At 65.1% G+C, this 12131-nt stretch carries 13 protein-coding genes and 1 pseudogene; 8 read left to right on the forward strand and 6 right to left on the reverse strand.

Annotated features, from left to right (window positions below; all coding sequences use genetic code 11):
* Positions 1-62: 62 nt before the first annotated feature.
* Positions 63-506 carry a 3'-5' exonuclease gene (locus FS507_RS00370; protein WP_260853071.1) on the reverse strand — a complete coding sequence of 148 codons (444 nt, stop codon included), beginning with the start codon at positions 504-506 and terminating at the stop codon, positions 63-65.
* 107 nt (positions 507-613) lie between these two features.
* On the opposite strand from FS507_RS00370, the gene FS507_RS00375 reads away from it, so the two are divergent.
* The 6 genes and pseudogenes from FS507_RS00375 to FS507_RS00395 all read left to right on the forward strand — a co-directional run bounded on the left by FS507_RS00375 (position 614) and on the right by FS507_RS00395 (position 3638).
* The gene (locus FS507_RS00375; RefSeq protein WP_145940888.1) at positions 614-907 is read left to right on the forward strand and encodes a helix-turn-helix domain-containing protein; all 294 of its coding nucleotides are present in this window, start codon (positions 614-616) and stop codon (positions 905-907) included.
* Between the two features lie 194 nt (positions 908-1101).
* Positions 1102-1497, forward strand: a pseudogene (locus FS507_RS00380) (HipA domain-containing protein); the annotation flags it as partial.
* A gap of 34 nt (positions 1498-1531) precedes the next feature.
* The gene (locus FS507_RS17485; RefSeq protein ID WP_186314498.1) at positions 1532-1678 is read left to right on the forward strand and encodes a hypothetical protein; all 147 of its coding nucleotides are present in this window, start codon (positions 1532-1534) and stop codon (positions 1676-1678) included.
* Positions 1679-2087: 409 nt separating this feature from the next.
* Positions 2088-2585 (forward strand): putative molybdenum carrier protein, encoded by a 498-nt coding sequence (locus FS507_RS00385; RefSeq protein ID WP_145940890.1) that lies wholly within the window; start codon positions 2088-2090, stop codon positions 2583-2585.
* Positions 2586-2739: 154 nt separating this feature from the next.
* On the forward strand, positions 2740-3285 hold the full coding sequence (locus FS507_RS00390; protein ID WP_145940891.1) for a TM2 domain-containing protein: 546 nt from the start codon (positions 2740-2742) through the stop codon (positions 3283-3285).
* A gap of 152 nt (positions 3286-3437) precedes the next feature.
* Positions 3438-3638 (forward strand): hypothetical protein, encoded by a 201-nt coding sequence (locus FS507_RS00395; RefSeq protein WP_145940892.1) that lies wholly within the window; start codon positions 3438-3440, stop codon positions 3636-3638.
* Between the two features lie 42 nt (positions 3639-3680).
* Here FS507_RS00395 and FS507_RS00400 read toward each other — a convergent pair whose 3' ends face one another.
* Genes FS507_RS00400 through FS507_RS00410 form a run of 3 tightly spaced genes read right to left on the reverse strand, consistent with a single transcriptional unit; the run spans position 3681 to position 7183 of the window.
* Positions 3681-4550, reverse strand: coding sequence for an SDR family oxidoreductase (locus tag FS507_RS00400; protein WP_145940893.1), 870 nt, complete (start codon positions 4548-4550; stop codon positions 3681-3683).
* 60 nt (positions 4551-4610) lie between these two features.
* Positions 4611-6065 carry a mycothione reductase gene (gene mtr / locus FS507_RS00405; RefSeq protein WP_145940894.1) on the reverse strand — a complete coding sequence of 485 codons (1455 nt, stop codon included), beginning with the start codon at positions 6063-6065 and terminating at the stop codon, positions 4611-4613.
* The gene (locus tag FS507_RS00410) at positions 6062-7183 is read right to left on the reverse strand and encodes an alpha/beta hydrolase (RefSeq protein WP_260853072.1); all 1122 of its coding nucleotides are present in this window, start codon (positions 7181-7183) and stop codon (positions 6062-6064) included. The genes mtr and FS507_RS00410 overlap by 4 nt, the downstream gene beginning before the upstream one ends.
* A 196-nt stretch (positions 7184-7379) precedes the next feature.
* On the opposite strand from FS507_RS00410, the gene mqo reads away from it, so the two are divergent.
* Both mqo and cobA read left to right on the forward strand, forming a co-directional pair.
* Positions 7380-8882: a malate dehydrogenase (quinone) gene (gene mqo, locus FS507_RS00415; RefSeq protein ID WP_186314509.1), complete on the forward strand. Its 1503-nt coding sequence runs from the start codon at positions 7380-7382 to the stop codon at positions 8880-8882.
* A 22-nt stretch (positions 8883-8904) separates the two neighbouring features.
* Positions 8905-9948: a uroporphyrinogen-III C-methyltransferase gene (gene cobA / locus FS507_RS00420; protein WP_145940897.1), complete on the forward strand. Its 1044-nt coding sequence runs from the start codon at positions 8905-8907 to the stop codon at positions 9946-9948.
* On the opposite strand, the gene FS507_RS00425 is transcribed toward cobA, so the two are convergent.
* Together FS507_RS00425 and yaaA are read right to left on the reverse strand one after the other, a co-directional pair.
* Positions 9941-11089 carry an ATP-binding protein gene (locus FS507_RS00425; RefSeq protein WP_145940898.1) on the reverse strand — a complete coding sequence of 383 codons (1149 nt, stop codon included), beginning with the start codon at positions 11087-11089 and terminating at the stop codon, positions 9941-9943. The two genes, cobA and FS507_RS00425, sit on opposite strands and share 8 nt — an antisense overlap.
* A 243-nt stretch (positions 11090-11332) precedes the next feature.
* A complete protein-coding gene (gene yaaA, locus FS507_RS00430) occupies positions 11333-12094 on the reverse strand; it encodes a peroxide stress protein YaaA (RefSeq protein WP_145940899.1) in 762 nt (253 codons plus the stop codon).
* Positions 12095-12131: the final 37 nt, after the last annotated feature.

Genomic DNA, 12131 nt, shown 5'->3' on the forward strand with positions numbered 1-12131 from the left:
TGTTGTGATTTCTAATACGCAACCATTGCGGAAATTGGCACATCCGTTAAGTAAATTATTCGTTATGGTGACGGTGTGGGGAGTAGTCCCGAGGGCTGGCCCAACACTGTCACCATCAGCCCATCTCGAGCGCGTGAGGCAGCCACATAAAGGAGTGCCTGTTCGCGCTGCAAGATGTCCTCCTTCTCCGCATCAGCGAGCCCTCGCATCCGGGACTGCTGAGGCATCGACGTAGCGTCGACTCCCATCAGTACCACGTGGGTGAACTCCAGTCCCTTCGCGGAGTGCATGATCATCACCGATACGGCCTGCTGGGCAGCCACGGAGGCCTGTTTCGTGTCCGTCGCATCCAGGCCCGCTGCATACAGGGCACTCGCCAGCTTCCGGACATGGGCGCGGGACCGGGCTAGCACGACGACACTCACCTCGCCCGCGGCGGACTCCTTCCACTGCTCGATCTGGGCGGCGACCTGCTGCACCTGCTCCGACTTAGTCGAGGCTGTCATGACGATGGGTTCATCACCGTGTGTTTCATGTGGTCTCATCGACGGAAAGAGGTCAAATGTACCGGGACAATAAGTCGCCATACGGCGACATATGGTGTTGTCGCTGTATGACGACAATAAGTGTCCATCGCCCCGACGATCTCGGGCCTCTGCTCGGGGATGTCCGCCTGGAGCTGGGGGTCACGCAGTCAGCGTTGGCGGCGAAGGCGAAGGTTGGACGCGAGTGGCTCAATGCGTTTGAGTTGGGGGACAAGTGGACTGCGCCGTTGGACATGGTCTATCGGGTGTTGAGCGCCCTGGAGGTTACGGTGGAGATGGTGCCGGAGCCTGCGCCACACCCCGACCCCGATGACGATCTCATTGACCTGAATGAGTTGCTTGACAGGACGCTGGAACATTGAGCGCGCGGCCCGGCCCTCGCTCCGAAGAAACCCTGGCCGTCGTGATGAACGGCAGGGTCGTCGGCACGGTCCGTCCGTTCAGAGCGACTGGAGGCCGCGTTGTCACGCAGTGGCGGCCTACGACCCGTGGGCAACTCCGAGGTCGGCGACATGTTGCGTAGGGCGATGGCGGATCTTCCGGTGTCGTCGTCGAACGCTACGGCCGCGCTCGTCTTCCTGACGGCCGGTGGGTACGCGTGCACCTGGAGGATATGTGCCAGGCAACAGGGACACCGCAATTTAGCAAGTATGAGTCACAGCGGGGCCCGGGTGCACGCGAGGTGGCGGAACTTATCGCGAATGTCAGCAGTAACGCCCACGAAGACACTCGGCGTTTCGTCCAGGCGTTGATCTTCAACTGGTTGATCTGCGGAACAGACGCCCATGCGCGGAATTACTCAGTTGTTCTGCGTGGTGGGAACGTGCGGCTCGCCCCGCTGTATGACGTCAACTCCCATCTTGCTTACACCGACGGGGGTTCCAGCGATCTGTCGATGGGGATCGACGGCATCTTCCGGGCGTCCCTACTGACCCGCCGACGGTGGGGTTGACGAGGCGATGCACCTCCATGTGGATCCTGACTGGATGGTCACGGAGATTGATCGGCAGATGGCGCGTCTCGTCGATAGTATGCATGCGGCGGCAGACGTGGACAGCGTCAGCAGGTACGGGAGTTCCGTGGTGGCGCGGCTGCTGGAGGCGACTGAGCGGTGGGTTGGCCGGCTGGAATGAGACTACTGGTTGAAAGTGTGGGGGCACGCCTACGGTGACGCCGTCTCTCAAGCTCATGATGGTCAGTGCCGCTTACTGACAATCCTGGGATGTGTCGCCAATTGACGACACAGTTCATTGGAGTCATTCACTTGTGAGACGGATTGCCGGTAGTCGGCCTTGCCGGATTCAGCCAACAATCGCGTGAGCGTCGCGCCCGCCAGCGTGGGCAACAGGATGAATGTCTTCTGACTTCAGTGTATCGGCGGCATTCTGGTGCGGGCCGGACCCTGTTAGATTGGGCGCCGACTCAATGAGGGTAGGGCCATGTGGTGCAGGTGTGCGATGTTGGCCATCCTGGCGGTCAGATTTCCCTTAGTGTATCCGTTGTGAATGTCAGTTCCGTGTGTACCCGAGGAAAGCAGCGCAGATGATCGCTACCATCCGCTCCGGCGGCCAGTCGGGTGTCGACAGGGGAGCCCTCGATGCTGCCCGAGCTGCTGGTACTCCCGTCGTGGGCTGGTGCCCTGCAGGCGGATGGGCGGAGGATCACCCGACGCCTCCGGGGCTCCTGACGGACTACCCGGAGTTGACGGAGACTCCGTCCTCGGAGACGAGGCAACGCACCGAGTGGAACGTCCGTGACAGTGACGTCTCGCTCATACTGACCGCTCCGGGCGGGACGTCTCCGGGGACCGATCTGACGGTGGGGTTCGCGAGCCATTGGCAGCGTCCCCACCTGGTCCTCGACGCCTCAGCATGGGGCCGGAGCGACATGACGGCAGTTGCACACGATGTGTCAGAGTGGCTGCGACAACAGGGGAGTGGACTCGTGGTGAATATCGCGGGACCGCGCGCCAGCGAGTGGGCAGGAGCGTACGCAGCCAGCTACCGCCTGGTCACAGCGCTCCTGGACGCCGGCGCTTAATAAGCTTCCCTGCCACGGTAGTCTGTGCACACTCTTATATTTTCGATACTAGGTGGGAGAACACACTGTGACTGGCCCGGAATTCCAGAGCTCTCAAGGCTCCGACAATGAACGTAGTGCAGATGGCGCCGGAGGGCGGTGGTCCGGAGAGGCTATGCCGGGTAGTCCTTACGGTAGCCCCGCCACGGGAAACCAGACCCAAGCGTACGGCGCTCCCCAGGGGCCCGGGAACGGCCTGCCCGGCTACCCGGGGCAGTACGGCAACCCGGGCCAGCCCGGCCCCTACGCGGGCGCCGCCATGTACCCGGGGTATCCCGCCCCGCCACCGTCCACCAAGAAGAAGGTCGTGGCGGCACTGCTGGCGTTCTTCCTGGGCGGCACGGGCGCCCACAACTTCTACATCGGCAATAAGGGCCGCGCGATCGCCCAGCTGATCTTCCTCATCGTCACCTGGGTGATCGTGATCGTGGGGTATTCGCTCGCCATCGCCGGTACCGGTACCGAGATGGTCAGGACCTACTCCGGCGAGACCTATTACGTTGACGAGGACCCGGACATGATCATCGGCGGCGGGCTTCTCGCGATCCTGGGCTACCTGATGATGGGAGCTCTCTGGATCTGGACGATGGTGGAGTTCATCATGATCCTCACCAGCACCGGCCGCTATGGTCGGGATCGCGAGGGCTACATGCTGGTGTAGAGGGTCCCACCATGCCGGTAGGACAGGGAGCGGCCGACCCCGGGGGTACTGTCGTTCACCGGGGAAAGGCACAACGCCGTGGGGCGGTCTATACTCTGAGTTGAGACACTGAAAGAGTCAGCTCTCTCCCACTTTCTGAAAGGTAAAATCTTATGGACACCAGCATCATCAGTTCCCTCGGCGACGGAATCTCCACGCTCCTCCACGGCCTGTGGCAGGGCTTCAAGCAGCTGATCGACACCGTCGGCGGCAGTGCGGCGGAACTGGAGAACGGCATCGGCAGCGGTGAGCACAACCAGGACGTCGCAGGCTCCATCGCCGGTGTCATCGGCAGCTCGGGATCGTCCGAGTAGTCCGGACAATCCGGGAACAGCACGCAGGGGCCGCACTCTTTCCTAACGGGTGCGCCCCTGTTCTGCGTCTGCGGCGGCCCAGCGGAACCCCCGGTTCAGTAGCCGCATCACTCCCCGGTACGCCCACGGGAGATTGACCTGCGCCCAGCGCCCCAGACGGATATCGCCGCTGGTGTAGAGCAGGTACCTGCCTTTCCGCGTCCCGTCGACGATCTTCTGCGCGGCCTGTGAAGGGGTCGCCGCATGCCCCTGGAACAGCTTCTTGACCTTCTGCACCCGCTCCGCGGTCTGGTCCACCCCGTCGATGTCGATGGTTCGCACGAGGGGAGTGTCCACCGCCCCGGGGACAGCGACATGCACACTCACACCGTGCGGGGCGAGGTCGAAACGCAGGACCTCACACATACCCAGTACCCCGCCCTTCGAGGCGGAGTACGCCGCGTGCCACGGCAGCCCGATGAGCCCCGCGGCCGAGGACACGCAACACAGGCGGCGTGGCCGCGCCCGCCGACCCGTCCCGACCTTCCCCGCCTCCGTCATCGCCGGGACAAGAGTCTCGACGATGTGCACTGTACCCATCAGGTTCACGTCGATGACCTTCGCCCACTTCTCGTGCGGCAGGGTCCGGGGATCACCCCAGATCGCGATGCCGGCGACATGGAAGACCTCGTCCGGAGCCCCGAACTCACCGGTGATCCGCGACACCCAGGAACGGACCTCGTCGATCTCGGTGATGTCCAGGGCCTGGTCGTCCAGTAACGCCCCCGGACGGATGTCGGTGATGTCGTGCGCCGTCGTGTCCAGGCCGTCCTCGTCCCGGTCGGTGATCATCACCTCGTGCCCCTCACGCGCCAGGAGTAACGCGACCTCGCGCCCGATACCGGACGCCGCTCCCGTGACCACACACCGCATCGTCGTTCCCTTTCCGGCGACCGGCGTCGACCCGACCGCACACTAGGTTCCCCTACAAACCTAGCGCAGATCCAGGCCCAGGACGGCGTTCTCCACCAGCTCGCTCAACGAGGGGTGCGGCCAGTACTGCCTGGTGGCGAACTCGGCGAGATCCAGGTCGAACTCGATGGCGGTCACCAGCAGCTGAATCAGCGTCGCGGCCTGCGGGCCCATGATGTGGGCCCCGAGCAGGCGGTGCGAGTCAGCGTCCGCGATCAGCTTGCAGAACCCGGTGGTGTCCTCCATCGCCCACCCGTAGGCGATATCGGCGTACTCCTGCACCTTCACGGTCACGGTACGGCCGTTCTCCTGTGCCCAGGTACGCGCCTCGTCCTCCGTCATGCCGACATACCCGATCTGGGGGTGGGTGAAGATCCCGCCCGGGACGTTGTCGTGCTTGAACTTCTCCAGCTCGCCCTCCGATGCGCCGACCTTGCCGACCTCGGCAACATTGTGGAAGACCGCGCGGGCCTCCTGGTTCGCCACATGCTTGAGCTGCAGCTCATTGGCGGCATCGCCGAGTGCCCACACCCCGTCCGCGGACGTCCGGCCGTAGTCGTCGACGAGGATTCTGCCGTCCTCCGCCAGGTCCACGCCACCGGCCGAGGCGTTCAACAGGTCGCCGTTGGGTACGCGCCCCTGGGCGAGCAGCACCTCATCGCAGTCGATCTCCCTGCCGTCGTCCAGCGTGAGCGTGACCAGGCCACCCTCGGCACGGGCAGCGGTGACTGTGTGCCCCAGGAGATTCGTCCACTGCGACCCCGCCAACTCGGTGAATCTCGAGGATACGGTCGCGTCGAAACGGCGCAGCAGGGACTCCGACCGGTTGATGACGATCACCTCCACACCCAGCGCAGAGAAGATGTGGGCGAACTCCACCGCGATGATCCCGCCACCCAGGATCACCAGCGTGCGCGGCAGCTCGTCCATCCTCATGATGTCGGCGTTCGTGCGGTAGGGGATGCCTGATTCCTCGATCACCTCCGGCACCCACGTCCGCGTGCCCGTGGCCAGGACAATCTGGTCACCGGTGATTGTCCGGGCGCCGTCGCCCTCGCCGATACGCAGCGTGCGCTCGCCGGTGAAGGAGGCCATGTCACTGAACAGGGTGATATTCGGGGTCTCGTCACCGCGCCGGTACTCCTCACCGCCCCGGGAGATCGGGTCGATACGTTTCTCGAAGACCCGCTCCTTGAGGTCGTCCCAGTTCACCCGCCAACCGGCCACCGGCATCGGCGCGGCCGCCGCCCCGCCGATCGGATAGAGGTTGTACCGGCCGGCGTCCGCCAGCTCGCGCGCCACATCGGCGGCGTAGACGTACATCTTGGTCGGAATACAGCCGACGTTGATGCAGGTGCCGCCGAAGACACCTTTCTCGACAACGGCGATCTTCCGGTCGTTCAGGTCCTCGGGAATGGAATTCCCCGAGCCGGTGCCGACGATGATGAGGTCAAAGTGTTCAGGCGTGTCAGTCATGGCACCGATGGTACGTCCACCCACGCGTCGATGGCGGCAAAGGCCGCGGCCCTGACATCCGGACGTGAGAGGAAGACGTCATGCATCGCTCCGGGGATGACACGGACCTCGCAGTCCGGGTCCACCAGAGGGGCGGCCGCCTGCATCTGTGACGGTTTCAGCACCGTGTCGGTCACGAAGGCCTGCTGTTCCGGGACGTCTACGCCGGTGCCCCTGCCGTCGGCCACCATCTTCCCTGCACTGTGGGCGTCCGAGCACAACAGCAGTGTTGGGACTCCGGTGGAGAACGACCCGCTGTGCAGCTTGTTGATCTCCCGGCTGACACCCACCAGCCAGCTGACCTGTTTCGGACGGGGGAGCGGTGGCTTGAACTCCAGGTCGTAGTCCCATTCACCGTGCTTGGAGACATGCAGGCTCTGCCCGTAGGTCGGATTGATGCCGCCGGGGACGTGCCAGGTCGGCCAGAAGCGGGCGAGATGGGGGAAGATGCGGCGGATGATCAGGTTCGTCGCCCGGTCGAACTGCAGGTCCAGCCACGGGCTGTTCAGGATCACCGCGTCAATGCTGGCGTGCAGCGCGGCACGCGCGGTGTCACCGAGCTGTGTCGCCGCGTGCAGTCGGGAGACGAACATCGTCACATCCAGTCCGCCGGTCGAATGGCCGACCAGGGTGGTGGAGCCGTGTCCGGCGCTGAGCAGTGACAGTGCGACCGCGAGGTCCTCGTCATAGAGTGACTGGGAGGTCACATGGTGCCAGGTCTGCCCCTCGCGATGCGACCGTCCGCACTTGCGCAGGTCGATACCGTAGACGGCGTAACCCAGGTCGTGGAAGTGCTCGGCGACGTGGGTCTGGAAGAAGAAGTCGGTCATTCCGTGGACGAACAGGACGGCGGGGCGCTCCCCCCATTCCGGTGTGTCTGTCGGTCGGTAACGGACGAGTGTGGCGCACACTGTGCCCGGTGCAGCCTCGGGCTCGCCGTCCGGGTCGGCACCGAAGTCGATGGTGTGGCGCGTGTACCCGTCGCCCAGGATATCCGGCGCAAAGTCCAGTTCATGGACACTTTGTCCCAATGGATGGGAAAGTACGGTGGCGAGATTCTGGTGGCTGAGAGCATTCACGGGATGCCAGTGTAATGCCCCTGACCGCCTGTGTTCGTGCGTCGGAACCGGTTCAGAAGAAGGCCCGTGGTTTACACGGGCGCAGGGGCGGGTTGTACCGGTAGCCACGATGGCACGTATCATCGTGCCATTGTGGACGCCGCGTGTGGTTTATGGCAGTGCCCAGAACGCCACCGGCTGCGGCGAACAAGCAGCGATGAAAAGGATTGAGCTTAACGTGTCACCTTCCCAGAATGATCACGTCGACGTCGCCCTCATCGGCGCCGGTGTCATCTCCACCACCCTGTCCGTGATGCTGCGTCAGCTCCAGCCTGACTGGAGCCAGCTGATCATCGAGCGCATGGACGTCCCCGGTGCAGAGTCCTCCTCGCCGTGGAACAACGCCGGCACCGGCCACTCGGCCCTGTGCGAGCTCAACTACACGCCCGAGGTCAACGGCAAGATCGACATCTCCAAGGCTGTCGGCATCAACGAGAAGTTCCAGGCCTCCCGTCAGTTCTGGTCCTACCTCGTGGAGAACGGCACCCTCGGCGAGCCCAGCGAGTGGATCAACCGCACCCCGCACATGTCCTTCGGTCACGGTGCCGCACAGGCGGACTACATCAAGGCCCGCTATGAGGCACTGAAGGACCACCCGCTCTTCCCGGACATGCAGTACACCGACTCGGAGGAGGTCTTCAGCGAGAAGCTCCCGCTCATGGCGGACGGCCGTGACTTCTCCGAGCCGGTGGCGATCTCCTGGACCGACGCCGGTACCGACATCAACTACGGTGCGCTGACCCGCCAGTACCTGGACGCCGTCACCGCCGAAGGTGTCGAGGTCCGCTACGGCAACAACGTCACCAACGTCACCCGCGACGGTGCGGGCTGGAAGCTGGAGGTGAAGAACCTGCACAACGGTGACACCTCCACCGTGCGCGCGAACTTCGTGTTCGTCGGCGCCGGCGGTATGGCCCTGCCGCTTCTGCAGAAGGCCGGCATCCCGGAGATCCGCGGTTACGCCGGTTTCCCGATCTCCGGCGAGTGGCTGCGGTGCACCAACGAGGAGGTCATCGAACAGCACTCCGCGAAGGTCTACGGCAAGGCCGCCAAGGGCGCCCCGCCGATGTCGGTGCCGCACCTGGACACCCGCATCATCGACGGCAAGAAGGGCCTGCTCTTCGGCCCGTACGCCGGCTGGACCCCGAAGTTCCTGAAGAACGGCTCCTTCCTGGACCTGTTCAAGTCCCTGCGCCCGGGCAACATCCCGTCCTACCTGGGTGTGGCGGTCCAGGAGATGGGCCTGACCAAGTACCTGGTCGAGGAGGTCCTCAAGGACCAGGCGGCCCGTGTCGAGTCGCTGCGCGAGTACATGCCCAACGTCAACGGCGACGACTGGGAGCTGGTCACCGCCGGACAGCGCGTCCAGGTGATCAAGCCGATCGGTGCACCGAAGTTCGGTTCACTGGAGTTCGGCACCGCACTGGTCAACTCCGGTGACGGCAGCATCGCCGGTCTGATGGGCGCATCCCCGGGAGCATCCATCGCCCCCTCGGCGATGATCGAGGTGCTGGAGCGGTGCTTCGGTAACCGGATGGCAGACTGGGCCCCGAAGCTCAAGGAGATGATCCCGTCCTACGGCGGTCGTATCTCCAAGGACACCGCGCTATTCAACGAGCAGTGGGAGCGCAGCCAGAAGACCCTGAAGCTCGAGAAGTAGCAGGGGACTAGACTCTGAACCCATGAGTCTTGTGTTGACCGGCGTGCCGGTGCTCGTGGTGGACGGCCCGGACGCCTCCGTCGCCGCCGAGCTGCTCCGTGACCAGGGTGCCGTCCCGACTGTCGGTTCCGTGCCGGCGGATGCGCATATCGCCCTGGTGCGGGTGCCTGCGGGCACACCGCCTGCTGCGGCTGCCGACGCCCTGGACTGGGCGTCAGCCCACGGTGTACCGGTGGATGACCGGCGGGGGGCGGGGGAGACGCCGTCGGATCCCGAAGCGGGCTCTGCGCGCGGGACGCACACTGCCGCTGACAGTGGGGTCGGCACTGTCACCCTCGTCGGCGGCGGCCCGGGGGACGCGGATCTGGTCACCGTCGCCGGAACCCGGGCGGTGCGGGAGGCCGACGTCGTCCTCACCGACCATCTCGGAGCTGTCGCACTCGCCGAGGACGCCGCAGAGCGGGGAGCCGAGGTCATCGACGTCGCCAAGATCCCGTACTCCACCCAGGTCCCGCAGGAGCGCATCAATGCGCTGATGATCGACCGGGCGACGGCCGGCAAGCACGTGGTACGTCTCAAGGGTGGGGACGCCTACATCTTCGGGCGGGGCCATGAAGAGGTCGTGGCGTGCGCGGAAGCAGGGATTCCCGTGAGGGTGATCCCGGGCGTGACGTCGGTGACGTCCGCGCCGGCGGCAGCGGGAATCTCGCTGACCCACCGGGGGCTGAACCACGACGTCACCGTGGTCTCCGGCCACGTGCCGCCGGGACACGCGAAATCACTGGTGAACTGGTCGGCCGTCGCCGGTCTCACCGGCACCCTGGTCCTGATCATGGCGATGCGCCACGCCGGGGCTATCGCCGCGGAACTCATCGACCGTGGACGTGACGGCGCGACTCCGGCGGTCGTCGTCGAACATGCGTCGACCCCGCAGCAGCGGGTCACGGAGGCCACGTTGGCCACCCTCGGCGAGACCATCGAACGCGAGGGGCTGGGATCGCCGGCGATTATCGTCATCGGTGAGGTCGCGGCCCGGCGGGTCGACGCCGCGGGGCTGTTCAGCTGATCCGTCGTACCGTCCCGCTGCCCCGGAGCCAGTCGCCCAGGTAGGGCAGTGTGAACTGCACCTTGCCCCAGCCGGCGGGGGAGATCAGGTCCCGGTCGATCAACTTCGCCCGTGGATCGCTGGCGGCCCGCTGGGTCTTGCCGAGGCGTCCGGCGATCGCGGCGGTGGCGACCGGGCCGTCCGCGTCCTCAGGTCCGTCGACCGCAAGCGCAGCCATTGCCTCGAGGTACTCCCGTTGAACGGTGGGCACCCCTTTCAGTGACGGGTGGTGCACCTGGGCACCCATCGTCGACACCGCCTCGTCCCTGATCGAGTCAACCTGCTGTGCTGAGATCACGTCCGTATCGGCACGGCGGGCGGCGTTCCAGGCCAGGGATCCCACCAGCTGCACCAGGTAGGGGTAGCCGGCGGCGAGGTCGACGGCAGAGGCGAGGCCCGCTCCGTCGAATGCCAGACCGGAGTCCCGTGATGAGGTGGCCAGCACGTCTGTGGCATCCTCCCTGGTCAGTGGCCCCAGGTCGTAGCGGTGTGCCCGTCGCATGAAGGTTGTGCCGGGCAGGTCGAGCAGTGCTTCCACCCCGTGGGTGAGTCCCGCCATGGCCAGGGAGATCTCCAGGTCGTCACGGATGAGGTTCTGGTAGGTCGTGGCAAGCCGACTCAGTGCATCGCGGTCGGCGTCCTGGATCTCGTCGACGGTGATCAGCACCCCTGTGCCGGACATCAGCGCCAGCAGATCCCGTAGCCGTGAGTCGAGCGTAGGACGGGGGAGGTCGTGCTCGTCCGGGCCGGTGAGAGAGGTCTTCACCGAGCCGAGGCCGGTGATGCCGACACCGGTGACCCGACGGGTCGTCGGTGGACTGAGCTCCTGGATCTTCGCCGGTATCACCGAGTCGACGAGCTCGGCGACGATGTCGCCGCGGGCGGAGGCGCGCAGGATGATCCAGCCGTGGGTCGCGGCGATGTCCTCGAGTTCGTTGAGCAGGACGGTCTTGCCGATCCCACGTGATCCGGTGATCACCAGTGTGCGTGCGGCTGCGCCGGGGCCGGAGGCCAGGGCGTCGGCGTAGTCGTCGAGGATGATCCGTCTGCCAGCCCAGTAGTGCGGGGACGCTCCGAAGGTCGGTCGGAAAGGGTTGGTCATGTCACCGAGTGTAGCGCCGATGCCTCCGTCGATTGAGACTTTGAGAATTTGAGAAGTGTTGACGGATTGAGAATTTGAGAATCCACGCCCGGTCAACCACCTGGCCCTATGGTGGCGGCCACGGGAAGTCTTACCACTTCAGAGTGATAGGTTTTTCTCTGACCTGGCCTTTCGCGGAAGAAGAACTCTGAAAAACGGTAACACTTCGCCGGCTCCGCCCCAGTTACACTCAGCTGTCACTGCTCACACCACCAGTGTCAACGAGTCCTTCGCGGAATCCCCGTCATTGACTTCCACGGTCATCCCGGCGCGCCGTGCGATGTCGGCCACGCCCTCGACATCCCCGGGGGTGCTCAGATCGGTGTCGGCGGAGGCCAGTTCGCGGGCCAGCAGTCCCTTGTAGTGCTTGTTGAAGTGGCTGACAACTTTCCGGGAGCCGTCCTCGCGGACGGACTCGACGCGCACGGTCACCGCACCGGGCAGTCGCCCCAGTTGCTGGTAGCCGCCGGAGCGCAGGTCGACGACGGTGCCGGGGACCTGTCGCAGCGCGTCGGTGACGGCCGATCCCCAGCGCGCCTTCATCGTCGGCAGCCTGTCCGTTGCGGTCCCGGAGTACGGCAGTTTCGTCCCGGCGGACAACCGGTAGTGCGGCACCGGGTCATCGGCGGAGAGCAGACCGAACAACGCCGACCCCACCCCCAGTCGCGTGCGCGCGGAGGGGGCCAGGGTAGATACGTCGAGAGCGTCGTAGAGGACCCCGGTGTAGCGCATGACGGCCGGGACGGTCGGTGCCTCGCGCAGCCGGTTGTTCGCCTCGGCTTCCCCGCGGAGCTTCTCCGAGATACCGAGAACCTGCAGCGCATCGTCGGGGTCGAGGGCGGAGAGATCCTCGATGTTCTGCCGCCGGACCTCGTTGAGGGAGGGGAAGGAAAGTCCCTCGATATCCAGTGCGGGGCCGTCGCCGCCGGACGCCTTGGTTTCGGACGGGGGGAGCAGGATAAACATGCGCTACACCCTAGCGATACACACATAGTGCTTTGAA

It is taken from the genome of Corynebacterium glyciniphilum AJ 3170 (assembly GCF_007673095.1).
Classification (GTDB): Bacteria; Actinomycetota; Actinomycetes; order Mycobacteriales; family Mycobacteriaceae; genus Corynebacterium.

Coding starts and splice junctions, on each gene's coding strand:
- yaaA (WP_145940899.1), bottom strand. CDS start 12,094: ATGTTTATCCTGCTCCCCCCGTCCGAAACCAAGGCGTCCGGCGGCGAC.
- FS507_RS00425 (WP_145940898.1), bottom strand. CDS start 11,089: ATGACCAACCCTTTCCGACCGACCTTCGGAGCGTCCCCGCACTACTGG.
- FS507_RS00385 (WP_145940890.1), top strand. CDS start 2,088: ATGATCGCTACCATCCGCTCCGGCGGCCAGTCGGGTGTCGACAGGGGA.
- cobA (WP_145940897.1), top strand. CDS start 8,905: ATGAGTCTTGTGTTGACCGGCGTGCCGGTGCTCGTGGTGGACGGCCCG.
- mqo (WP_186314509.1), top strand. CDS start 7,380: ATGAAAAGGATTGAGCTTAACGTGTCACCTTCCCAGAATGATCACGTC.
- FS507_RS00370 (WP_260853071.1), bottom strand. CDS start 506: ATGACAGCCTCGACTAAGTCGGAGCAGGTGCAGCAGGTCGCCGCCCAG.
- FS507_RS00400 (WP_145940893.1), bottom strand. CDS start 4,550: ATGCGGTGTGTGGTCACGGGAGCGGCGTCCGGTATCGGGCGCGAGGTC.
- FS507_RS00390 (WP_145940891.1), top strand. CDS start 2,740: ATGCCGGGTAGTCCTTACGGTAGCCCCGCCACGGGAAACCAGACCCAA.
- FS507_RS17485 (WP_186314498.1), top strand. CDS start 1,532: ATGGTCACGGAGATTGATCGGCAGATGGCGCGTCTCGTCGATAGTATG.
- mtr (WP_145940894.1), bottom strand. CDS start 6,065: ATGACTGACACGCCTGAACACTTTGACCTCATCATCGTCGGCACCGGC.
- FS507_RS00375 (WP_145940888.1), top strand. CDS start 614: ATGACGACAATAAGTGTCCATCGCCCCGACGATCTCGGGCCTCTGCTC.
- FS507_RS00395 (WP_145940892.1), top strand. CDS start 3,438: ATGGACACCAGCATCATCAGTTCCCTCGGCGACGGAATCTCCACGCTC.